The organism is Aquabacterium sp. (assembly GCF_049274795.1).
GTDB lineage: Bacteria > Pseudomonadota > Gammaproteobacteria > Burkholderiales > Burkholderiaceae_C > Aquabacterium.
In genome coordinates, this window is record NZ_JBASTH010000122.1 from 1 (window position 1) to 22,562 (window position 22,562).

Annotated in this window: 27 protein-coding genes and 1 tRNA gene; 23 read left to right on the forward strand and 5 right to left on the reverse strand. The window is 63.7% G+C overall.

Features of this window, described 5'->3' with window-relative positions:
* From WAQ08_RS20870 to WAQ08_RS20970, 21 genes are all read left to right on the forward strand, one after another.
* Nucleotides 1-376 (forward strand): L,D-transpeptidase Cds6 family protein (locus WAQ08_RS20870; protein ID WP_422194415.1); only part of this gene is annotated, 376 nt, incomplete at its 5' end.
* Between the two features lie 145 nt (nt 377-521).
* Nucleotides 522-854 (forward strand): hypothetical protein, encoded by a 333-nt coding sequence (locus WAQ08_RS20875; RefSeq protein ID WP_422194417.1) that lies wholly within the window; start codon nt 522-524, stop codon nt 852-854.
* Between the two features lie 206 nt (nt 855-1,060).
* On the forward strand, nt 1,061-2,779 hold the full coding sequence (gene ybaL, locus WAQ08_RS20880; RefSeq protein ID WP_422194419.1) for a YbaL family putative K(+) efflux transporter: 1,719 nt from the start codon (nt 1,061-1,063) through the stop codon (nt 2,777-2,779).
* A gap of 111 nt (nt 2,780-2,890) precedes the next feature.
* Nucleotides 2,891-3,151, forward strand: a complete 261-nt coding sequence (locus WAQ08_RS20885; RefSeq protein ID WP_422194421.1) for a hypothetical protein — start codon at nt 2,891-2,893, stop codon at nt 3,149-3,151.
* 128 nt (nt 3,152-3,279) lie between these two features.
* The gene (locus WAQ08_RS20890; protein WP_422194423.1) at nt 3,280-3,927 is read left to right on the forward strand and encodes a hypothetical protein; all 648 of its coding nucleotides are present in this window, start codon (nt 3,280-3,282) and stop codon (nt 3,925-3,927) included.
* 205 nt (nt 3,928-4,132) lie between these two features.
* Nucleotides 4,133-4,459: a cupin domain-containing protein gene (locus WAQ08_RS20895; protein WP_422194425.1), complete on the forward strand. Its 327-nt coding sequence runs from the start codon at nt 4,133-4,135 to the stop codon at nt 4,457-4,459.
* Nucleotides 4,456-4,881: a hypothetical protein gene (locus WAQ08_RS20900; protein ID WP_422194427.1), complete on the forward strand. Its 426-nt coding sequence runs from the start codon at nt 4,456-4,458 to the stop codon at nt 4,879-4,881. Before WAQ08_RS20895 ends, WAQ08_RS20900 begins: the two co-directional genes overlap by 4 nt.
* Nucleotides 4,882-5,031: 150 nt before the next feature.
* Complete coding sequence (locus WAQ08_RS20905; RefSeq protein WP_422194429.1) at nt 5,032-6,402, forward strand: hypothetical protein; 1,371 nt, start codon at nt 5,032-5,034, stop codon at nt 6,400-6,402.
* Between the two features lie 183 nt (nt 6,403-6,585).
* Nucleotides 6,586-8,205, forward strand: a complete 1,620-nt coding sequence (locus tag WAQ08_RS20910; protein WP_422194431.1) for an MCP four helix bundle domain-containing protein — start codon at nt 6,586-6,588, stop codon at nt 8,203-8,205.
* 106 nt (nt 8,206-8,311) lie between these two features.
* Nucleotides 8,312-8,623, forward strand: coding sequence for a DMT family transporter (locus tag WAQ08_RS20915; RefSeq protein ID WP_422194615.1), 312 nt, complete (start codon nt 8,312-8,314; stop codon nt 8,621-8,623).
* 266 nt (nt 8,624-8,889) lie between these two features.
* On the forward strand, nt 8,890-10,131 hold the full coding sequence (locus tag WAQ08_RS20920) for a tyrosine-type recombinase/integrase (protein ID WP_422194433.1): 1,242 nt from the start codon (nt 8,890-8,892) through the stop codon (nt 10,129-10,131).
* A gap of 80 nt (nt 10,132-10,211) precedes the next feature.
* Nucleotides 10,212-10,598, forward strand: a complete 387-nt coding sequence (locus tag WAQ08_RS20925; protein WP_422194434.1) for a hypothetical protein — start codon at nt 10,212-10,214, stop codon at nt 10,596-10,598.
* Between the two features lie 191 nt (nt 10,599-10,789).
* Nucleotides 10,790-11,725, forward strand: a complete 936-nt coding sequence (locus tag WAQ08_RS20930) for a hypothetical protein (protein ID WP_422194436.1) — start codon at nt 10,790-10,792, stop codon at nt 11,723-11,725.
* A 94-nt stretch (nt 11,726-11,819) separates the two neighbouring features.
* On the forward strand, nt 11,820-12,086 hold the full coding sequence (locus WAQ08_RS20935; RefSeq protein WP_422194438.1) for a helix-turn-helix transcriptional regulator: 267 nt from the start codon (nt 11,820-11,822) through the stop codon (nt 12,084-12,086).
* Between the two features lie 7 nt (nt 12,087-12,093).
* Nucleotides 12,094-12,648 (forward strand): helix-turn-helix domain-containing protein, encoded by a 555-nt coding sequence (locus WAQ08_RS20940; RefSeq protein WP_422194440.1) that lies wholly within the window; start codon nt 12,094-12,096, stop codon nt 12,646-12,648.
* Complete coding sequence (locus tag WAQ08_RS20945; protein ID WP_422194441.1) at nt 12,645-12,869, forward strand: hypothetical protein; 225 nt, start codon at nt 12,645-12,647, stop codon at nt 12,867-12,869. The genes WAQ08_RS20940 and WAQ08_RS20945 overlap by 4 nt, the downstream gene beginning before the upstream one ends.
* A 265-nt stretch (nt 12,870-13,134) precedes the next feature.
* Nucleotides 13,135-13,335, forward strand: coding sequence for a hypothetical protein (locus tag WAQ08_RS20950; RefSeq protein ID WP_422194443.1), 201 nt, complete (start codon nt 13,135-13,137; stop codon nt 13,333-13,335).
* Nucleotides 13,332-14,120, forward strand: coding sequence for a helix-turn-helix domain-containing protein (locus WAQ08_RS20955; protein WP_422194445.1), 789 nt, complete (start codon nt 13,332-13,334; stop codon nt 14,118-14,120). Before WAQ08_RS20950 ends, WAQ08_RS20955 begins: the two co-directional genes overlap by 4 nt.
* Nucleotides 14,117-15,481: a replicative DNA helicase gene (locus WAQ08_RS20960; protein ID WP_422194447.1), complete on the forward strand. Its 1,365-nt coding sequence runs from the start codon at nt 14,117-14,119 to the stop codon at nt 15,479-15,481. The genes WAQ08_RS20955 and WAQ08_RS20960 overlap by 4 nt, the downstream gene beginning before the upstream one ends.
* 299 nt (nt 15,482-15,780) lie before the next feature.
* Complete coding sequence (locus WAQ08_RS20965; RefSeq protein WP_422194449.1) at nt 15,781-17,373, forward strand: hypothetical protein; 1,593 nt, start codon at nt 15,781-15,783, stop codon at nt 17,371-17,373.
* A 154-nt stretch (nt 17,374-17,527) separates the two neighbouring features.
* On the forward strand, nt 17,528-17,719 hold the full coding sequence (locus WAQ08_RS20970) for a hypothetical protein (RefSeq protein ID WP_422194450.1): 192 nt from the start codon (nt 17,528-17,530) through the stop codon (nt 17,717-17,719).
* 429 nt (nt 17,720-18,148) lie between these two features.
* Here the strand turns inward: WAQ08_RS20970 and WAQ08_RS20975 are convergent, their stop codons facing one another.
* On the reverse strand, nt 18,149-18,784 hold the full coding sequence (locus WAQ08_RS20975) for a hypothetical protein (RefSeq protein ID WP_422194452.1): 636 nt from the start codon (nt 18,782-18,784) through the stop codon (nt 18,149-18,151).
* A gap of 2 nt (nt 18,785-18,786) precedes the next feature.
* Nucleotides 18,787-19,392 carry an HD domain-containing protein gene (locus WAQ08_RS20980; RefSeq protein ID WP_422194454.1) on the reverse strand — a complete coding sequence of 202 codons (606 nt, stop codon included), beginning with the start codon at nt 19,390-19,392 and terminating at the stop codon, nt 18,787-18,789.
* A 90-nt stretch (nt 19,393-19,482) separates the two neighbouring features.
* Between WAQ08_RS20980 and WAQ08_RS20985 the strand changes: the two genes are divergently transcribed.
* The gene (locus tag WAQ08_RS20985; protein WP_422194457.1) at nt 19,483-19,989 is read left to right on the forward strand and encodes a hypothetical protein; all 507 of its coding nucleotides are present in this window, start codon (nt 19,483-19,485) and stop codon (nt 19,987-19,989) included.
* A gap of 67 nt (nt 19,990-20,056) precedes the next feature.
* Nucleotides 20,057-20,275 carry a hypothetical protein gene (locus tag WAQ08_RS20990; RefSeq protein ID WP_422194459.1) on the forward strand — a complete coding sequence of 73 codons (219 nt, stop codon included), beginning with the start codon at nt 20,057-20,059 and terminating at the stop codon, nt 20,273-20,275.
* 341 nt (nt 20,276-20,616) lie between these two features.
* On the opposite strand, the gene WAQ08_RS20995 is transcribed toward WAQ08_RS20990, so the two are convergent.
* The 3 genes from WAQ08_RS20995 to WAQ08_RS21005 form a co-directional block, all read right to left on the reverse strand.
* Nucleotides 20,617-20,707, reverse strand: a tRNA-Ser gene (locus WAQ08_RS20995).
* 31 nt (nt 20,708-20,738) lie between these two features.
* Nucleotides 20,739-21,878 (reverse strand): branched-chain amino acid ABC transporter substrate-binding protein, encoded by a 1,140-nt coding sequence (locus WAQ08_RS21000; protein WP_422194461.1) that lies wholly within the window; start codon nt 21,876-21,878, stop codon nt 20,739-20,741.
* Between the two features lie 42 nt (nt 21,879-21,920).
* Nucleotides 21,921-22,559: a hypothetical protein gene (locus WAQ08_RS21005; RefSeq protein ID WP_422194463.1), complete on the reverse strand. Its 639-nt coding sequence runs from the start codon at nt 22,557-22,559 to the stop codon at nt 21,921-21,923.
* Nucleotides 22,560-22,562: the final 3 nt, after the last annotated feature.

The following is a 22,562-nucleotide window of genomic DNA, read 5'->3' on the forward strand; positions in this document are numbered from 1 at the left end:
GCCCACGCCGGCCGTGACGCCGCAGCCCGTGGCCCCGGCCGCCGCCGTGCAGACGGTCGAGCAGCGCCTGCGTGACTGGGTCGCCGCCTGGATGGCCAAGGACGTGGAGAAGTACATGACCTTCTACGCCAAGGACTTCGCCCCGGCCCGCATGTCGTCGGCCAAGTGGATCAGCGAGCGCCGCCGCCTGGTCAGCAAGAAGGGCCCGATCGACATCCACGTCGAGGACGTGAAGGCCCAGGCTCAAGGGCCCTACGTGGTGACCTCCTTCAAGCAGGTCTACAACTCGCAGGACTTCAAGGACAGCACCCTGAAGACCCTGACGTGGCGCCCGATCAACGGCGAATGGGTGATCTTCAAGGAAAGCAACCGCTGATCCTTGGGCACGGGGACGATGCTCGGGCCGTATTGCCCGAGCCCGTCTCCTCGCCACCACTCGATTGAGTGGTTCGTTTCGAAAAGCGCCCAGTTGGGCGCTTTTTCACTGGCGCGCCTGCTACGCGACCTGTACATTGGTCCGCATGGACAACACGTTCCGCGATGCCTGCATCGGTGTGTGGTGCCTGAGCTGGCACCCCGCGACGGACGACGTCCGCCTGGAAACGCTCTCGGCGGTGTTGCGCAACAACCGCGTGGCCTGGCCGGGCCAGCACAAGGCGGTACTGGCCGTGTTCGGGCACCTGCCCGGTGATGTGATCGCCCTGCACGAGCCCGACAGCGACGAGCACCATGGCCTGGCACCCGCGCAGGCCTGCAACGTGTTCAGGCTGCACAGACAGTTGGGCATGGCGCCAGCCTTCTACCCCATCACGATCGAAAGCGCCGAACGCTGGCACTGGCTCACCACGGCCTGATCCATCAGCCCGGAGCCTGAGCCTCTGGCACCACATCGCCCGCAAGATGTCCCGCCCATTGGTGCGGATGCTGCGCAGCGACTGAATCGAATGTTAAATTCGAAACGAACCCATGCAATTTGTCTGCTTCGGCTTTGGCCTGTCACGGCCCAAGGCCTGCTTCGGCTTGCTGTTGAAGCCTCGCTCTTGAAAGGACCCTCGCCCCGATGCACCATGAACTCAGCCTCATCACCACCTTGGCGGTCGGCTTCGGCCTGGCCCTGATCTTCGGGTTCATCGCAACACACCTGAAGATGCCAGCCCTGGTGGGCTATCTCTTCGCCGGCATCGTGATCGGGCCGACGACGCCCGGCTATGTGGCCGACATGGAGATCGCCGCTCAGTTGGCCGAGATCGGGGTGATGCTGCTGATGTTTGGCGTGGGGCTGCACTTCTCGCTGGGCGATTTGCTGTCGGTGCGCAAGATTGCGCTGCCCGGCGCCGCGCTGCAGATGGTGGTGGCCACCGCGCTGGGCATGGGCGTGGCCATGTGGGCCTGGGATTGGTCGCTGGGCGGTGCACTGGTCTTCGGACTGGCCTTGTCGGTGGCCAGCACCGTGGTGCTGCTCAAGGCACTGGAAAGCCGGGGCGTGCTCGACACAGTCAATGGGCGGATCGCCGTGGGCTGGCTGGTGGTGGAAGACCTGGCCATGGTGCTGGTGCTGGTGCTGCTGCCCCCGCTGGCGGGCTGGCTGGGCGCCCCGCAGGCCAACCCGGATGCCCCGCATGGCAGCCTGCTGACCACGCTGGGCAGCACGCTGGCACGGGTGGCGGCCTTCGTGGCCATCATGCTGGTGATCGGGCGGCGCTTCTTCCCGTGGGTGCTGTGGCAGGTCACGCGCACCGGCTCGCGCGAGCTGTTCACGCTGTGCGTGATCGCGGCAGCCGTGAGCATCGCCTACGGTTCGTCCAAGCTGTTCGGCGTGTCCTTCGCGCTGGGCGCCTTCTTCGCGGGCATGGTGCTGCGCGAATCGCAATTCAGCCACCGTGCGGCGGAAGAAACCCTGCCCTTGCGCGATGCCTTCGCGGTGCTGTTCTTCGTCTCGGTGGGCATGCTGTTCGATCCGCATGTGCTGGTCGAGAAGCCTCTCCAGGTGCTGGCCGTGGTCGCCATCATCGTGGTGGGCAAGTCGATCGCTGCGGCCGGCCTGGTGCTGGCCTTCCGCTACCCGCTCAACACGGCGCTCACCGTGTCGGCCAGCCTGGCCCAGATCGGCGAGTTCTCCTTTATCCTGGCCGGCCTGGGCATGAGCCTGAAGCTGCTGCCGCCTGAAGGCAACAGCCTGATCCTGGCCGGCGCCCTGATCTCCATCGCCATCAACCCGCTGCTCTTCGGCGCCATTGAGCCCATCCAGAAATGGATGCGTGAGCGCTCGCCCCTGGCCCGCCTGTTCGAGCGCCCTGACGACCCGCTGGCCGAGTTGCCCATGACCACCGACCGCAAATACCTGTCCAAGCAGGTGGTGCTGGTGGGCTATGGCCGCGTCGGCAAGCGCGTGGCCCAGGCCCTGACCGAGCAAGGCATCCCCTTCGTGGTGGCCGATGAGAACCGCGAGGCGGTGGAGCAGTTGCGCGCCTCGGGCACGCCCGCCGTCACGGGCAATGCGTCCGATCCGGGCGTGCTGATCCAGGCCCACATCGCCGAGGCCCGCATGCTGGTCATCGCCACCGCGCAGCCGCACGCCGTGCGCCAGATGATCGAGACGGCCCGGACCCTCAACCCGGACATCGAGGTCGTCGTGCGCAGCCACAACGAGCACGAGGCCGAACTGCTGGCCCGCGAGGCCGGCAGCGTGGTGTTCCTGGGCGAGCAGGAACTGGCCCGCGCCATGGTGCGCCATGTGCTGGCGCGGGTGGTTCCCGCGGCGCCTGGTGCTGCGCACTGAAAACGTGAGATATCACCGAATAAGGGCGTGAGACCACGTCCCTTTTTCTAAGGGTGGAGGGGAAAAGCGTCGTTAACCTGTTCAAGGCATGCACAGGAACGGGAGCGCCACATGCAGAAGTCAGATCGCCACCTCATCGGCCAGATCGGCAGCCGCCGCGTTGAGATTCACGTGTTCCGGGGCGGCGATGTGCGCGTGTGCGCCGTGCCCCGTTACCCCTCGCAGACCGCCGTGGCCATCGAGGCCGCCTCCGATGCGATCTACCAGGAACTCACCACCCGCGGTGACTTCACCCTCGACGAGGCCCGCACCATCGCCTCCCTGTGCGAACGCCTGAACGTGCCCGAGGACGACGAGACCCTGTGGCACTGAGTTGAACGCAGCGCCTGTCGCGCGCTTTCCGGGGCAAAACACCCCTCGATTCCACCGAGTGAGAAACGCCGCCCTGCGGCAAGCTGCCTCCAGGCTGGCCATGCGTCTCATGGCCCAAGGAGGCACGCATGATCACCGGAAACAGCAACTTCAATTTGAGCAGCGCCCTGCTGGCCTACTCGGACAGCCTGCGCGCCAAGGCTGCAGCCGCCGCCGGCAAGACGGACAAGGCCGACGAGACCGACACGACCACCACCGGCAAGACACCGACCACCGGCACGGACAAGGCCGCCGACACACTCAAGACGATCGAGGCCAGCACCTCTACCTCGTTCAAGACCACGCGCGGCCGACAACTGCTGGAACAGACCCAGCAGACCCTGGCCAAGGCCCTGCGTGAGGCTGTGACCGCCTCGGGCGGCGCGCTCAAGGGCGAAGTGAGCTTTGCACTGGACAGCACCCAGGGCCTGAAGATCACCGGCAGCGAAGAAGACAAGAAGGCCATCAGTGCAGCCCTGAAGGCCGACAAGTCATCGCCTTCGCTAGCCTCGCGCCTGGCCGCCCTGACCAAGGATGCGCTCAGCCTGGAAACAGACAACCGCTCCAGCGCAGCCATCTCCCAGGCAGCCCGCTATGCCAAGACACCCGCGGCGGTGATGTCGCTCTACAGCAGCCTGATGCAGCAACAGCAGAGCAACAGCACCACAGCTGTGTTCACCCTGTCCGACAAGACCAGTGCCCTGACCTACAAGGGCATGGTCGACACCTCGGCCTGAGCGCGGCGCAGCCAACCAGCCCCCGTAGAAGCCCTGTCAGCGTCAGCCGACACACACTGCCGGCATCGCCCGACAGCCTCCCCGCAGCCTGCCTCCTAGGATCGACTGGCATCCCCCGCCAGCTTTCATTGCCCAGCACACCGCCCATCGGTAAACTGCCGCAAGCAATGACCCGCCCCGCGCGTGACAAGATCAGGAGACGCCCATGGCCCTGCAACACCACGAACCCTGCCAGCCGATCAACATCGGCCCGTACGGTGACCAACTGGATGGTGCGCAAACCTGCGCGCTGTTCAAGTCGGACCAGCTCGAAGTGATGCGCGTGGTCCTGAAGGCAGGCAAGTCCATGCCTTCCCATCATGTCAATGGCGAAATCACAGTGCAGTGCATCGAAGGCCGGCTGGATGTGATGGTCACCTCTGGTGCCCGCACGCTCGAGATGGGCCAGATGCTCTACCTGCCCGCCAAAGAAGAACATGCCCTGCACGCACTGGAGGACACCTCCGCGCTGGTGACGGTGGTGCTGGCTTGAGGAGTGGCCCGCTGCCCCTGTGCCTGGCCGCGCTTCTGGCGCTGGGTGCCTGCTCCGAGCGCATCGAAGACCCCAAGGCCCCTGGCCCCGATGCCCGGGAGCGCACCCTGACACCACTGGGCACCGCGGCCAGCCAGCCACTGCAGGCCCCCACCGACCGCTGGCTGGGCCAATGGAACGGCCCTGAGGGCACCTTCCTGCGCCTGGGAGGCGGTTCGGGCCGCTACGACATCACCATCCAGGATCTGGACGGCCCTCGTCCCTTCTCGGGCCGGGCCGTGGGCGAGCACATCGAGTTCGAGCGCAACGGCCAACTCGAAACATTGCGCGCCACCGACGGCCAGGCCACCGGCATGAAATGGCTGGCCGACAAGAAGGACTGCCTGACCGTGCGCCCCGGCGAAGGCTACTGCCGCGACTGAGCCCCACCCACGCCGGGGAACCGCGCAAATCGGCTATGGTCTGCCTGAGACACCCGGGGGCGCTCGCCGCGCCATGCGCCCGGTGCACCGACCACCTTCACCGACATGGCCTGCAACGATCCGACCCGACGCCCGATGCGCCCTTTCACCATGGCATGGCTGCCTGTGCTGCTGGCCCTGTGGATGGCCAGCACACCTGCCCACGCCCGTGATCGCTGCGCGGCCAGCCAGCTCAGCCGCGCCGATCAGGCCTTCTGCGCCGGGCAACGCCTCAAGGATGTCGACGAGGCCATGGGCCGCGCCCTGCAACTGGCCCTGGACACCGTGTCCGATCCCCAGGCCTTGAGGCAACAGCAATCCAAGTGGCTGCGCACCATGCGCGACAAGTGCGCCGCGCATGACTGCCTGCTGCGTGTCTACCAGGCCCGCACCGCCGAGCTGGGCAAGCTGATCGCTACCTCTGCCAACGTCACCGACCAGCCTCTTTCCAATGACGATGCAGAAGCGGCCTGCGTCGACCTGGCCCGCCTGGCCGATCGGCAACGCCTGTCGGCCCAGGCGCTGCCCGGCATGGACCAATGGCCCTTCGCGGACACCGCACCGCCCAGCGATTCAGCCTTCACCCCGCAGGAAAAGAGCCGCCTGCAGGCCCAGGACCTGGGCTGGCCCGCAGACGCCCGCACCATCTACCTCTTGAAGCTGGCCCCGGGCGCCGCCCCCACCCGCTTCGCCACCTTCTTCACCGGCGGCTCCTGCCCCGCCTACCAGACCTTCAACCTGCCCTACCTGCTCGATGCCGACCCCGGCGACCTGGGCATCGACAAGGTCACCGAATCGGAGGAATCCATCCGCCTGGCCGCCCTCGGTGGCAGCGACTACCCCATCCTCTACAAGGGCCGCCACTTCATCGTCAAGGCCGACCTGCGTGATCCCAACAAGGTCAACATGATCTCGTGGGTGACGCCCAATGGTCGTACACGCCCTCTGTGTGTGCTCAAGAGCAGCAAGAGCCGCCTCGAAGTGACCACGGCGCGCCAGAGCCGTGTCTGCCATGCCGTGGCGCGCGGCGAGGTGCGCCCGCTCAAGTGGCGTGATGCCACCGAGACAGCGCCCTTCAACCGCCGCCTGCAGGGCCACCGCGATGAGTTCATCGCGCGCTATGGCGATGACGCCGAGGACATCGCCATCCTGCGCACAGACCTGGACCGTGACGGCAAGGCCGAGCGCATCGCGCGCTTCCGGCATCTGTCAGGCGCTGGCTGCGGCAACACTCAGGTGTGGTGGTCCGTGCTCGCCGGTGATCTCAAGGGCGTGCAGCGAGGTCCGCTCAATGATCAGCTGCAGGCCTTCGACGAAGGCGAGCTGGACATCTACCGGATCGACGGGCGCTTCTACATCTCAGGCACGGTCAAGGGCCAGCGGGGGCTGTTCCAGCTCAACCGGGGCAAAACCGAACAGGTCTGTGAGTTCAGCCAGAACACCGTCACCCGGCCGACCAGGCTGTTCCCGTTGACGCCCTGAGCCCGCCAGGCCCGGATGTGGCCGGTGCGGCCGATACAGCGCTGAAACCCCATCTCAAAAGCGGTCAAGTCCGCCTAAGGGTTGGCATCCGTCTGGAATTCTTGAAACTGCAGGTTCGATTCAGGAATTTTTCAGTTCAGTTCCATAACTGACTGTCGAAACCTCTACCAGGGGGATTCACCAATGAATTTTTTTGCAAACCTGCGCATCGGCACCCGCCTCGGCGCTGCATTCATCGCACTGCTGGCTCTGATGCTGGCGATCATTGCCACGGCCAAAGTCGGCCTCAACAGCATCGGCAACGAAATCGACGGGCTGGTCCACGACCGCTACGTGAAGGTCCAGCTCGTTACCGGCATCGACCACGAGCTCAATCAGCAGGCCCGCTCTGCGCGTAACCTGCTGATCATGGACACGGCGGAGGAACGGGCCGCGGACATCCAGCTGATCCAGGCCTCGCGCGACACCATCCAGCGCCACTACGACAAGCTCCAGCCCATGATCACCAGTGACAAGGGCAAGACCCTGTTGGGTGCTGCTTTGAAGGAGCGTGCCGAGTATGTGGCCGCTCTCAATCCTTTCATGGAGATGGTCAACCAGGGTGACATGGCCGGCGCCAAAGCCCAGTTGCTCAACAAGCTGCGGCCCGAACAACTCGATTACGTCAAGGCCCTGGGCGAACTCACGCACCAGCAGGAAGCCCTGATGAACGCCGCCGGACTGGCCGCCTCCACCCAGGTCAAGCAGGCATCGCTCACGATGATCGGCGCGGCCGTGTTGGCCGTGCTGCTGGCCACGGTGGCTGGCGTGCTGGTCACCCGGTCGGTGACACGCCCCGTGCGTGAGGTGGTGGGCTCGCTCAAGGCCGTGGCCCAGGGCGACCTGACCGTGGATGTCGCCGTGAACCGTGGCAACGAGATCGGCGAGTTGCAACGCGCCCTGGCCGGCACCGTGACCGCCCTGCGCAGCGTGGTGACGGAAGTGCGCACGGGGGTCGACTCCGTGACCACCGCGTCCAACCAGATCGCTACCGGCAACCAGGATCTGTCCAGCCGCACCGAGCAGCAGGCCTCCAGCCTGCAGGAAACGGCCAGCTCGATGGAAGAGATCACCGGCACCGTGCAGCACAGCTCGGACAACGCCCAGCAGACCAGCCAGTTGGCCACCGCAGCCTGCAACTCCGCCGGCCGCGATGGTGACGTGATGCACCAGGTCGTTGACACCATGAACGCCATCACCGACAGCAGCAGCCGCAGCGCCGAAGCTGCCAAGGAGATCAAGGTGCTGATCAATGAATCGGTCACCAAGGTCGAGACCGGTAGCCAGCAGGTCACCGCGGCTGGTGCCGCGATGGACGAGATCGTGACGCAGGTGCGCAAGGTCAACGACCTGATCGGCGAGATCGCCAGCGCCGTGCGCGAGCAGAGCACCGGCATCGGCATCGGCATCGGCCAGGTCAACCAGGCCGTGGCGCAAATGGACCAGGTCACGCAGCAGAACGCAGCGCTGGTCGAAGAAAGCGCCGCCGCGGGCACCAGCCTGGCGCAGCAGGCGCAACGCCTGGCGGAATCGGTGGCGGTGTTCCGGTTGCACCAGCAGCCTCAGGCTGCAACGCAGCTCACGGCAAGCGCGCCCTCACTGCACAAGCTCACCAAGGCACGGACCAGCCCGCCTGCGGGCAAGGCCCCGCCGGTGCGTCAAAGCACTGGCAGCGTGCCGCAAGTGGCCCATGCCCCCTCACCTGCCCTCAGCACAGGCAAGGTGTCGCAGCACGCCAAGGAAGAGGAATGGGAAAGCTTCTGAGCCGCCCCTGAGGCCCGACCGGCTCTCTTTCCGAGCGAGAATCCAAGGGCGGTGTTGCCGTCTCAGGCAATGCAGACGCGAACCTTGGAGATCGTCATTGGGCTGGGTGTATTTGGTGTGTGCGGGTATTTGTGAGATCTTCTATGCAGCGGTGATGCCGCGCACGGATGGCTTCACACGGCTATGGCCCAGCCTCTTCTGCGCTGCGTTCATCGGGCTCAGCATGTACCTGCTGTCCCTGGCCACCCGCACCATCCCGGTGGGGACAGCCTATGCGGTGTGGGTAGGCATAGGCGCAGTCGGCACCGCCATTTTCGGGATCCTTGTGCTCGGTGAAGACAGAAGCGCTCTACGGATCCTCTGCTTTGCGCTCATCGTGGCCGGTATCGCGGGCCTGAAAGTATTGTCACCGAAGTGAGGCGCATGCAGTGCCGGTTCAGAGGACGTCAGGTCGTGGCCAAGTTCATAGCGCCAAAAGAAAATCCCCCTAGAGGCAGGACCTCATAGGGGGACTCTAAGTTCTGGCGGAGAGGGCGTCCGCCGGGATCGAACTCAAAGTCACCTAAAGCACCCTAACCTATCGATCTCCTCATAGGAGAAACGCCATTTCTTGACGTTAAGGAACATAAACATCTATTATCCAACCTAACGCACGAAGGTGGGCTGTTAGGAGGATAGGCAGATATGCCTAAGCGAATCGCTGAAATGAGCGCTCTCGGGGTCTCTCGCTTGAAGGACCCCGGCCTGCATTTCGTTGGCGGTGTCGCAGGTCTCGGCCTGCAGGTGACGGCCACCGGCGCCCGTAGCTGGGTCCTCCGAATCCATGTGGAAGGCAAGCGCCGGGAGATGGGTCTCGGGGCATTTCCGGACGTCACACTCTCCCAGGCCAGGGACAAGGCTCGTGAACAGCGCCAGCTGCTCGACCGCGGCATTGACCCGGTCGAGTACCGCCTAAAGGAACGCCGCGCCAACGCTGCCGCCCAGGCCTCATCCGTCACCTTCGAGGAAGCCGCCAAGGCTTACATCGCAGCCCACGAATCTGGCTGGCGCAATGCCAAGCATGGGCAGCAATGGACCAACACCCTTACCACCTACGCCTATCCCGAGATTGGCCAGGTACTCGTGCGAGACATCGGGCTGCCCCACATCCTCAAAGTGCTGGAGTCCATCTGGAAGACCAAGACAGAGACGGCCACCCGTCTCCGCGGCCGGCTGGAAGCGGTGCTGGACTGGTCGACAGCCCGGGACTATCGCCAAGGCCTTAACCCTGCCCGCTGGCGTGGCCATTTGGACAAACTGCTGCCTAAGCCAGCGAAGGTCACCAAGGTTGAGCACCACGCCGCCCTGCCCGTTGCCGACGTGGGCGGTTTCATCAGCGATCTGCGCCAGCAGGAAGGCATGGGCGCCCGGGCGCTCGAGTTCGCCATCCTCACGGCCGCCCGCTCTGGGGAAGTACGCGGCGCGACCAAGGGAGAGATCGACCTGGACGCCGGCGTCTGGATCGTCCCAGCCGTCAGGATGAAGGCGGGCAAGGAACACCGAGTTCCCCTCTCCCAGGCTGCCATCGACCTAGTCAAGGCTCTCCCGAAAATCGCCGACTCTGACCTGGTGTTCACCTCGCCGCGTGGTGGCCAACTCTCTGACATGACCCTCACCAGCGTACTACGCCGGATGGAGGTCGACGCGGTACCCCACGGGTTCCGATCCACCTTTCGTGACTGGACGGCCGAGCGCACCAGCTATCCCCGCGACATGGCCGAAATGGCCCTGGCCCACACCATCGGCGACAAGGTGGAGGCCGCTTATCGCCGAGGCGACATGCTCGACAAGCGCCGACAGATGATGGAGGACTGGGCCGCTTTCTGCGCCACAGCCGAACCAACCGAGGCGAAAGTCACCCCCCTCAAAAGGAAAACCGCCGCCTGACGATTTCAGGCATAGCGGGCCCGGAAGCTGGTGGAACAGCAACCGGGCCCTGACCAAAACCGATCACACGAGGATCGACCATGGCTATTGCAAAGCATACGACTTCCCGCACCCGCCTCTCCCTCGGCAATCCTTCCCGCTTTAACCCTGATGAGTGCCCTTCCAGCCTCCCAGCACACCCAAGCGGGGGCGGCCTGTTCAAATGGGTGATTGCGGTTGAGGACATGCCAGCCTTTGGCGTGCAAGCCGGGCACCAAATGGCAATTGATCCAGTCGATGGATTGTTCCAGCCAGCAGAGCGCAAGATATACCTTTTCAGGACCGAGGCGGGCCATCACTTCATCGGTCGATACCGCGGCCTGGCGGGCGGAAATTTTGAGGCGGTGACCGCTTTCGGTGATGTCTACACCAAGGCGCAACACGGAGTTGCGATCTTGGGGCGATTCCGGGGCGCTATTGGGCCATGACACCAAGCTTCTCCTGGAGGCTTTTTCGAGCGGGTACCGTTACGGCGAGTTCTATATTCGACCTGAGAGGGGAGCCGAAGCCTGCTCGCTTGAGCACCCTATCGAAGTCGTGGCCGTGGTGACCCATCACCTTCGAACCTTCCGAAGGTCAAGCCACTGAGGCACCAAGCAGCACCAAGAACGGGATGGGTATGGAAACTGATGGGTACGGCAAGGAGATTGCGGGATACATCTTTGATGGGGCGCGACACTTTAGGGTCGACGACAAGGGTGTATGGCTAGATCTGCCCTCTCGTGACGAAGACCTATGTGCAGAGTTCGACTCCCTGGATTGGCATCCATTACGAGCCATCCACGAACGCGGAGCTCCCGACCCCTTTCTGAACCCCAGTTTGCCAATCCCATTCACAGCTGAGCGGCTGGCGGCGGTGTTTCTCCATGGTGCCGGTCGCTTTGCACTTCGATTCGGTGACTGGGAGAACGGCCCAGATCAAGAACGACTGCGCCACTACCTCTCCAGATCAACCGACGCTCAGGATGCCGTCAGCGATGCGTTCGCAGCCTACCGGACGGCTACTTCTGCCGTCGATGGACAAGCTCTAGCTGGGGCAAGACAACATGCCCGTGAGCTGCACCAGGCCGCGGAGAAGCTTGAAAACGAGGGGCGGCCGCGCAGTGAAATAAACGAAGCATGGGCTGAGCACGCAAAGGCGAGGGCTGCGGAGGACACTGCTGAGAAGGAATGGCTCAGGGCCATGGTTCACCATCTTCTTGCTCAACCGAACCGGAGCGATGGCACCCACTTCCGGCAGGGCACATCGTCAATGAGTCAGGATGTCGGAGCATCAAATCCCAGCGACTCGCGAGTCATAAAGAAACTCAGTCGGAGAGACCTGATTCGGCCACACATTGAAGAAGCCCAAGGTAAGTGCGCTGACCCCTTCGACGCCAATCAGGTCTGGCTCATACTGTCGGACGTGGCCCGGACCGGCGCGAGCCCTTTCACAGGAGAAGTAGGCGGAGGGCTGAAGTGGAAAGATGGCGATGGCACTCAAAAAGCACTGAGCCGAAAGAACCTCGCCGACCGACTTCGGGGCGAGCAAAAGAAGCGGGGTAGCGCGGGATAGGGCGGAACAGCGCTGGATAAGGCGCAGGCCCTATGCTCCCATCGTGGTGTGCGAACTAATGGGCATCTCTTAACAAACCTTGTGAGGTTTAGAGATGCCAAAGACAGCTTGCACCCCGCCCAAGACTCGAGACCGCAAGGCGGCGGTCGAAGCCGCAACACGAGAAGCGGTCTCGAACTTCGACGCCCTCCCCAGCTCCGCCATCGTGCGCGTTCGCACCGTTGCCACGGTAGGCAACTGCTCGGACCAGACCGTCTGGAACCACGTCAAGAACGGCTTGCTGGCCAAGCCTTTGAAAGTCGGCGGGCTCACAGGCTGGCGCGTAGCTGATGTCCGCACCTGGCTCGGACTGCCGCAGTGAGGCCGTCATGAACCCCTCACAGAAGGCCAAGGGCCGCAAGCAGCGCAAGGAAGCGCCCCAGCGGATCAAACGGAGCAGCAAGACGCCCCAGGCTTCCAAAGCTTCGGCGAAACGCAAAGCACCGGACTCTCGCTCTGAGGTGATCGCCAAGGAGCGCGCCCGGCCCCAGGTCGGCATCCCCTTTCACGCCACCTCCCCTATCAAGCTCGCTGCACTGACTGCACTCCGTGATGCCCACCCAGGCGGGTCGGTTAAGGCCCAGCAGGAAAGGCTGGAAATGGCCTTGCGTCGCTGGCCCCTCACCTTCCAGGAGATGTGGGCCCTGGGCCTGCAGGATGGCCGAGCGCGGATCTACGGGCTGAGGCAGCGCGGCCTTGACATCATGATGGTCTGGGTGGCCATCGAAACTGCCTATGGCCAGCGCCATCGTGTCGGGCTGTACTCGCTGCGCCGAGGCGGCACGGTGCCAGCCCCCCAGCAACGCCAGCCCGACCTGTTCAACGACTCGCCAAGTGCTGGCACTGCTAACGCGGAAGCGCTCGATCAGGAGACTGCGGCATGAGTAACGCCGATCGAGACAACGAGAACGACGAGTCCGCCAAACGTCTCTGCACCCTCAAGGCCTTTGCTGCGCTGGCTGGCTTTCAGATCGTCCGGTCCCATCCAGAGGATGGCCCAGTGAAAGTGATTGCCACCCGCTGGAGCATTGGCTTTGAGTTCGATGACTTGTCTCTGGCCGAGCAGTTCATCGCAGCCCAGGGACAAGAGGGAGTGCCAGCATGACGATGCCCCAAGCAATTCGGCGATTCCAACCGGTGCCTGGTCGCTTGCTGACGCTGGACAACATCCGCGGCCCCTGGCGTCCGTCAGGAACGGCCGGGGGCGTTGGCGTCTTCGCGGTGATCTGGTCCGCTAGGTCCGGTGACTTCTGGGCCCCGCTGCACGACTTCGAACCTTCGGCGCAACTCAGCCTGATTGAGCAATGCCGGTGGGCAGACATTGAGGCCGGCTACCCCGGCGCCTGGCCGAACGGGAGGCCACGCTGAGAATGACAATCGACCAGCAAGACCAGGAAAAGCGCATCAGCACCCTGACGGCCGCAGCGGCGCTTGCCGGCTATCAGATTGCCCGCACCGACCCAACTGATGGGCCGGTGCGCTTCTTCGCCACCCGCTGGGGCACCACGAGAGATCTCGGCGCGCTGGAGAACGCAGAGCGCTTCATCCGCGTCCTTGGGGGAGCCGAATGAGCGTCAAAGCCTCCGCCCAGGTCTGGGAGCGCTCCAGCCACAACGGCAGCCACCTGCTCATGCTCCTGGCCATCGCCGATTTCGCAGATGACGACGGCAACGCCTACCCTTCTGTCAGCACTCTGGCTGCCAAGTGCCGCATGAAGGAGCGCAATGCCCGTTACGTGCTGAAGGAACTCCAGGACACCAGAGAACTGGAGATCCGGGAGGGCGAAGGCCCGCGCGGCACCAACCGGTACAGGATCGTCTTTGCGCAACTGGGGCTGCACCACAGTGCAGGGGTGCAAGCGGTTGCAGGGGTGCACCACGTTGCCGCGGGGGGTGCACTGGAGTGCACAAAACCCCTGCACCACAGTGCACCCGAACCATCATTGAACCGTCAAGAACCGTCAGGTATGTCCTTGACGGCTAAAACGCCGCCCCGCCCAGCCTGTCCCCAGGCCGCAATCCGCGGTCTGTATTCCGAGGTTCTGCACGACTTGCCCGCGATCAAGCGCTGGGGCAACAACCGCCAGGCGGCCCTGCGGGCCCGGTGGGGTGAGACAGCTCGCGACAAGGGATGGACGAGCGAGGCCGAGGGGCTGGCTTGGTTTCGCCGCTTCTTCGAGACCGTGGCCGCCTCCGATTTCCTGATGGGCCGCGTTGAGGCGCGCCCAGGGCATGAAAGCTGGCGCTGCAGCATCGACCACCTGCTGTCGCCGAAGGGCTTCACCGGCGTGGTCGAAGGCAAGTACGGCGGGGCGTCACAGGCGCAGCAGCACGACCAGCACCAGGAGGCCGCATGACCAGCGCCAGCGAATCCCTGCCCTGGTCCGCTGAAGCCGAGCAAGCCTTGCTGGGCTGCCTGCTGCTGGACAACAGCCTGGTGTACCGCCTGGCCGATGCCGACCTCACCGCCGAGGCGTTCTACAACGCCGTGCACGGGTGCATCTGGTCCACCATCACGGCCCTCATCGCCGCTGGCAAGCCCGCCGACGTCATCACGGTGGCCGAAGCCCTGGGCTCCGAGGTGGATGCGTGCGGTGGGCTGACCTACCTGCAGGAGATCGTCATGTCCGTGGCCAGCACCAGCAGCGTCCGAGGTTATGCCGCCATCGTGGTCGAGAAGGCCCAGCGCCGTGCGCTGATCCAGGCCGGCGACCAAGTGCAGGCGCTGACCCGCGAGCCGGAAGCGCCCTCCGTGCTACTGGACCGTGCCCAGTCAGCCCTGATGGCCCTCAAGCGGCAGGACAACCGCCGAGACCCTGTCAGCCTGGTCGACGCGATGACAGTCCGCTCAGAGCGCTGGGAGGATATGGGTAAGGGGGTAGTGGCGCCCGGCATGAGAACGCGCCTCCCAGGACTGGATAGGTGTCTTGGCGGAGGGCTGCAGCGCGGCAGGGTGGTCGTGATCGCGGCTCGCCCGAGCATTGGGAAGACATCCCTCGCCGTCCAGGTCGCCTTGAACGTAGCCGGTGATGCACACCACGTGCTGGCGCTGTCACAGGAAATGCCACGGGGCGACCTGGTCGACCGGATCACGGCCAACCTGGGGCGCGTTCCACTTGACGGGCTTATCCAGGGGATTGCCCCGGACGATCACGATACCTGGGGCCGGATCCTCGAAGCCAGAGAGACCTCCCTGCGCCTGCCCTTGCAGATCGACGACCAGCCTGCCTTGAGCCTGCTGGCCATTCGGTCAAAGGCTCAGGTGGTCAAAGCTCGGCACGGCCTAGATGCCCTGGTGCTGGACTACCTGCAGCTGTGCGCCGCCTCTGACCGCAAGCTCAGCCGACACCACCAGATCGAAGAGATCAGCCGTGGCCTGAAGACGCTGGCCAAGGAGTTGGACATCTGCGTGGTGGTGCTCAGCCAGATCAACCGCGACGTGACCAAGTCCGACCGGGAGCCCACCCTGGCCGACCTGAAGGAATCCGGCGCGATCGAAGAGGACGCGGACGTGGTTCTGCTGCTCCACCCTCGCGGCGAGCCGGCCGAAGGCGCCCAGGTCGTGGCCTGCATCGTCGCCAAGAACCGACAAGGCGAAAAACGGCGCATCGCCCTGCGATTCGAGGGTGCCTATCAGCGGTGGGCGGAGAGCACAGCTGATGTTTCGCCGGCGGCACCAACGCCGCACCGCGGGAGGGCGCATGACACCGGACTTTGAAGCAAAGGCGGATGAGGCCGCCGCGCATGGTGCTTTTGACCGACTAGCAAGGGAAGTCACCACGCAGTTCCCCGATGGGCTGGACACAGATCAGAGCTGGTTTCTAGCTGTGCAGAGGGAAGCATATCGATGGAGATACAGGAGGGACAAGGCTGCCGGCACCGACCAGAAAGCCCTCTCTGGATAGCCTCAACTGCAGCCAAGTTTTGTTAAGGATTGGAAGTCAAATCGCGGCCCCAGGGCGGCGAATCACTACCCGGTGGCGCCCCAGAGGGCGGCCGGTTTCAGAAAGGAAAATCATGAGCGGAATCGGAACCATGCGTGGCTTGGGGGCCTTCTTGGTCGGGATGGGTGGGGGCTACCTGCAGGCCAAACAGCAAGAAGAGAACAACGTCGACCGCGAGCAGCAACGCCAGCTACGGCAGATGCAGATCGACGACCTGCAGTTGCAGCGCTCAGACGATCAGGCCCTGCGCGGCGCCGTCGCTGACTCGGTGGTCAGCGATGGCAATGCTGGCCCCATGCCAGCAGGCCAGGAAGCGCGGGTACGCGGTAAGGGCTACGCCTCGATGGCCGATGCGCAAGGCGCGGTGCCTGGACTGGATACGATCGAGGCTCAGAACGCCCGCCGCAACCAAGTCTTGCGCTCCCAGGGGCGTGGGATGCAGGCCATGGCGGAAGAGCAGGCCGCGATGGACATGAAGAAGCGGCGCGCGGAGTACCTCAAGGAGATCGAGGCCGAGGGCCTGATGGACTTCGTGAAGGGCAACTTCGTCAGCTCTCCATCAGTGGCTGACATTCAGGCCGGCAAGTCCAAGCTGTTCGATCTGGCTGGCGTGGATGTCTTCAACAAGGTCGGCAAGGCGCAGATCCCTGACGGTTCCCGCGGCGAGTGGATTACCCTCGATCTGGGCAACGGGCGGGTCATCCCCGACTTTCGCGTGGTCGGCGCCGACGGCAAGCTCGTCTCTCCAATGACCGGCCGCAACATAGAAGCCATCTACGGCATGAGTTCAAAGGAGAGGGAAGCGCTGGCCGACAACCGGTTCGAGACTGGGAAGCGCCTTGCCTTCATGGGCCAACAGCAGGTGGAAACGCGACGGCACAACCTGGCTATGGAGGGTACCTCCGGCGGGCAAGAACGTCTTCCGAAGGTCGAAGAAATCCGCCTTAACGGCATCCAGAAGCGGCTCTCAGAGATCAACGAAGAGCTGTCTTTTGGCGCGGTCAAGAAAGGTAGTGGGGAAGCCCAAGCCCTTATCTTGGAGCGAGCCCAACTGACTGATCAGCAGCGCAAGATCTTTGCCCGCTACACCTCCGACAGGAGTGAGGCTGTTGGGCCCATTCCCGAACTGAACGCGAAGCGCAGTGGTAGCAACCGGGGCCCCCTCACCGGCGATGGCAAGGTGTACGAGGCGCCTGCCGTGATGGAGGACCGCCAGCGGTCTGCCGGGTACACCACGCTGCAGAGCAAATATGGTGGCGACATCGCGCGGGCTCAGGTCGCCGTGAAGCAATTGCACTCTGCGGTCAAGGCCGCATCGACACCCGAAGAAAAGTCGGCGAGAACTGTGGATCTGCAGGCGGCCATCTATGCGGTAGAGGCCGGCAAGCAAATGGCCAGCCAGAACGCCGCTGCAGCAATGGCTGGCATCGTGGCGCAGCCGCGTGCATCCATGGACCAGGCCGCGAAGCCTGTCGCAACGGTTTCAGGAGCCAATCGTGGAAAGGGGTCGACTCTGCCGCCAGAAAAACTCAGACGGGTTCAGGCGGAACGTGACCCGCAGGTCATCAATATGCGGTCGGCCATTGAGAAAGAGAATTACGGTCGAGCCAAAATGGTTCTGGAGAGTCGGCTCCAGAGGTATCTGAGTGACAACTATGGCCTGTAGCTCGCGGTAACCGCCCCGTGTAGGCCCAGCCCTCCATGTCGCCGCGTCGTGCTGATAGCCTTCCCATCAGGCCGGGGCGCTTGCACCGCCGGCGCGCCGGGTCCGCCAAAAAGGGGTACGCTTGGCGACCTCGATCTACTCGTGCAGGATCGCCATGACAACCGCGCCCGACCAGGCCAACCCACCAGAGCCAACACCCGAGAATGCCGCCGCCAAGCGACCGCCGGTGCCTCGGCATGATCCAACCATGCTGACGCCCGCGGAACTTGAAGCTCTGCGGGAAGACTCAAAACGCTCCAGTGAGGTGATGGAGAAACTGCTGGCCAAGGACAAGCTCCCCAAGTAGCTTGCCTTCTATGCGGAAGCCTTCGGTACTTAAGGGATGGCTGCCCAGGTCATTCCCGAGGCTCGGTAACGGCTACCCTCTTGAGAGGGATGGCGCTGCAGGCCTCTGCCAGCGACACTCTCAGGATGCAAGACGGGACAGATCAATTCATCGACAGAGCCATCGGCATTGCGGGCGCCGCATGTGGAATAGGACTGGCGTTGAAGATCGTCGGCTGGGTGGCCGGCGTTCACGATCTGGACCCTGTCGGCAACTGGCTTTGTGCGCCTGTGGCTCTTGGCCTCGCCAGTTATGTCGCAGTGAAGTGCGTGACTGCTTGGCTCCCCGCCGCGCGGTATCTGGTCAAGTCGCCCAGCGAATTTGGTTTGAGCTCAGAGACGACAGCGCTTGAATCAAGGACTCGTTGATCTCGCAGCCTCCAGAGCACCGCTATTCATGGTTGCCACAGTCGGGCAGTTCCATGTCACTGATCTGTCTAGCAAACCGAACTCCGAAGAGCCCATTGCCCACCTGAACCCAGAGCGGCCGGCCTTCGTGGAGCTCGTCATATAGCTTTCGGTGTACGCGAAGGCGTTTCTCCTGTGCTGCGTCATTCGACAAGGTGAGTTCGTATGCATACCCTTTCACCTTCACGACCGTCTTCTTCAGTAAGGTGTAGCGAGCACAAGTAGCGTCGCTCGAGTCTCCGACCTGATTGATGTACAGAAAGAGCGGAGCGAATATCAAGGCGCCCAAAGGCAACACCAGGCAAAAGCCCACAAGCATCGCGTGCGTTCGCAGTCGCCCAAACTTGGAGGTCAAACAAAGCACCGCGGCGCCCACGAAGAAGGAGATCGCCATCCCCAACAGGACCGTCGCCGAGGGCTTGCTCCACAAGGGACGAAGCACGTCGGAGACAAGCACCCACGCGTTCAGCCATCCGATGGCTAGCACCACAACCAGCATCGCAAACGCCCCGGGCACCACCCGACGCTTGGCACCTTTGCCTTCGACATCCAGGCGGGCACTCGCCCAGCTCTCATACGGAGCAGACAGGTCTTCCGTCGCTTTTTCCATGCGCGACAAGGCTAGCTCTTCCCGGAGGTAGGCACAGCAGGTCCAACGAGAGAGAGGAGCGATCCAAGTTCACCCCAAAGCTCATCGCACAGCCCTGCTCTGAACGCAGCCAGCTTGAACACCTCATGTTCGCCGCGATAGACGCTGAGCAATCGCTCATTGCCATCGGCGACACAGGCTCGCACGTTGGCCAGTCGGTCTGCAGCCTTGACGATCAGAGCCAACTGGCGCTCATCGTTCACCTCGGCAAGCTTGGCGTATGTCTTCGCCTTGCGCTCTTTGCGGTTCTCGCCTGGTTGATCCGTCAACAAGGCCACGCAGTCTGCGATGAAGCTGCCAAAGCGCTCTCGAACTTCGTCCAGCGTGGCGGAGGTGTCTTCTACTGTGTCGTGCAAAAACGCCAGGGTCTCCGCCTGATGCCCGTAGCTTGAGGCGATCTCGGCCACTTGGTCGAGGTGGAAGGAGTACGGCCGGTCACCGTACAACTGGCCGCCATGCATCTCGATCGCAAATGATCGAGCTCCTTGAATTGACTCCATGTCTCTCCTTTTTGGAAAAGTGTACGGGGAACGCAAGGGCAGATGCAGACGGATCTCGATTGCTTCGATGCGGGGCACCGGGCGCTCATCAGCCTTGACCGCGCTGGCGCTGGTTCATGCGCCGTCTAAAGCTGTTCAAAGCCGCCAAATACTGTATAAAGATACAGTATGCAAAAGCCCAGCGGGCGGGGCGTCTGGCCCTGCCGAACCTGCCACCACCACAGAGCCGAGTCCGGCCAGGATTTCTGTACACACCGCGATGTGCCGTGCAAACGTCCGCAGACTGGCTGTGAAGATCACACCCCGCCGATTGGTCAGGGGGCAGATATCCGCGTGTTGGCCTGTGGGCCTGTCGACTACTCCGATCGGGAGCGCTTCGCCTTTGCCCTAGACCAAGCTTGGCGCCGTCGTCGCATTGTTCAGGTCATCCACTGGGGTGGCCTGGTCGGCCGGCTGGCCGAGGGCTGGTGCGTCACCCGTGGGGTGGGCGTCCGTGACCTGGGCGTCACCGAACGACGTTTCTCGCCCTCGATTGAGCAAGAGAACAACTATGTCTTGGAGACAGGCACGCCGCAGGGCGTGATCGTGTTCCCCGGCGAAAGCCACCGCGTCCAGGTGCTGATGGAACAGCTGCAGGGCTCAGGGGTGCCGATCTGGCATCCGTTTGGAGAGTGAGCGCATGACGACTACGAACCACCGCCCTACCCCTTCAGATGATCCAGGCCTACCCCGCAATCTTTGGATGAACCGCTGCACGCTTGAGCTGGTCTCGCTCTACAAGCTCCTGCTGTCACCGCTGCTCGGAAGCATGAGTCTGCCCGAGGCCGTCGAGTGGGCAGAGCGGCTTTGGGAAGACGCTGGCGCCACAGTGCCCGAGGAAGCCGCCCGCCGCGCAGTTGCCGACCTGGTCCACCTGTCCAGCGCAGATGACCCAACTGACGGGCCACGTCCCTTCAACTGACCTAACCCCATGCTCACCGAAATGCAGAGGCTCGCCATGCTCGAAAAACTCTACATGCCCCAAGCCCGCGCCGTCGTGCAGACATGCCTGGATCATCGAAATCCAACCGCTCAAGGTGGAGCACTGGCGGTGCGAGGTCGATGGCTTGCAGAGATTGCCGCAGGAGACTTGATGCCGGAACCAGGGGTCAAAGAGGTGCTCGAGCGACTTGCGATGCCTCATCAGGCCTAGATCGCTGCCACCACCACTTCCGCACGAGGTTCAATCGTTTTCACGAAGGTGGGCAGGAAGGTGGGTAGACATGAAAAACGGGCCGCGAAGGCCCGTTTTCATTGATGTCTTGGCGGAGAGGGCGGGATTCGAACCCGCGGTGGGCTATTAACCCACACACGCTTTCCAGGCGTGCGACTTAAACCGCTCATCCACCTCTCCGGAAGCCCGCCATTGTAGCAGGCTTATCGCGTCAATTCGCGTTGATGCGTTTGCCATCCTTGTAGGTGTACAGCGACATCGCCGGATTCCTCAACTCACCATTGGGCTCGAACTGCACCTGGGCCGTCACGCCCTTGTAGTTGGCTTCCACGATCTTGGGGCCGTACACCTTGGGGTCGGTGGAGTTGGCGCGCTTCATCGCGTCCACCAGCACCATGGTGGCGTCATAGGTGTAGGGCGAGTAAACCTGGAACTGCTTGGGGAACTTGGCATCGTAACGCTTGCGCCAATCCTGGCCACCGGGCAGCTTGTCGACCGGCAGGCCGCCAATGGCGCACACCACGTTGCCCAGGGTGCGTGCACCACTGGCCAGATCCGCCAGCTTCTCGGTGCAGATGCCGTCACCGCCGAACAGGTAGGCCTTGGTCAGGCCCAGCTGCTGCATCTGGCGCAGCATGGGGCCGGCCTGCGGGTCCATGCCACCGAAGAAGATGCCATCGGGCTTCTTGCTCTTGATGGCCGTGAGGATGGCGGTGAAGTCCACGGCACGGTCATTGGTGTATTGCTCGCTCACCACCTCCATGCCCAGCTTGCGCGCGGTGTTCTTGAACACCTCGGCCACGCCCTGGCCATAGGCGGTGCGGTCGTCGATCACGGCCACCTTCTTGAGCTTGAGCACCTCGAAGGCATGCTTGGCCAGGCCCGCGCCCAGCGAGTTGTCGTTGGCCAGCAGGCGGAACACGTTCTTGTAGCCCAGCGCGGTCAACTGCGGGTTGGTGGCCGAGGGCGAGATCATCGGCAGCCCGCAGCCGGCATACACCTTGGAGGCCGGCAACGTGGTGCCAGAGTTGAGGTGCCCGACCACGCCGTTGACCTTGGCATCGCACAGCTTCTGCGCCGCCGCAGTGCCCTGCTTCGGATCAGCCGCGTCATCTTCCGCGATCAGCTCAAACTTCAGCTTCTTGCCGGCGATGGTCACACCCTGAGCATTGAGATCGTCCACGGCCATGCGCGCGCCGTTCTCGTTGTCACGGCCGTAATGGGCTTGCGGGCCCGACACCGGTCCCACATGGCCGATGCGAACAACCTGCTGGGCCTGCACAGGCATGGTGGCCGCAGCAGCAACCAGGGCCAGCGCCAGGGGCGCCACGTTCGGGAAGTTCGCTTTCATGTCTGTCTACCTCTTGCTTGTGTGGGTGAAAGGGATGACGGGTCAAGAGCGGCTGCGCTGGCGCGCCACTTCCTGGGCCACGGCGCGCGACACCACGTCACGCATGGTCTTGGAGAGTTCCTGTCGCAATTCTCGCACCAGGGATTCGGAGGTGCGTGCCAGGATCGGGGTGAGCGCTTCGCGCAGGCGGTACTCCAGCATGCCGTCGATCTGGCGCTGCACCTCGCTCAACACGCGTTGCGCCATGGCGGCCTCGTCCAAGCCGGAAGCGCCGCGTGCCGGTGTCAGCGGTGCGGGCGCAGGTGCAGGCGATGACAGGGGCGGCACTGGTGCCAGCGCAGGCTTCAACAGTGACGCCGGTATGGGCAAGGGCTCAGGGACAGATACAGGCGCGGTGGGTGCTGCAACCAGCGACGTCACGACGGGCACCAAAGGCGGCATCGCCAATGGCACCGCGGCGGGCACGGCAGCAGGCACAAGCGGCGCGAGGATGCCCACGGTCTCTGTCGGCTGAACGCTGTCGACTACTGCCGGCGCCATCCATGTCGATGCGGGCTCCGACGCCAAGGCCTCGACAACACCCGTCGTCGGCTGCACCGGCGTCGGCAAGACCTCGGGGATTTCGATCACCTCGGTGAGGGTCGGCACATGAGACGGCGCGGGGCGTGGGGGCTGGCTCATCGA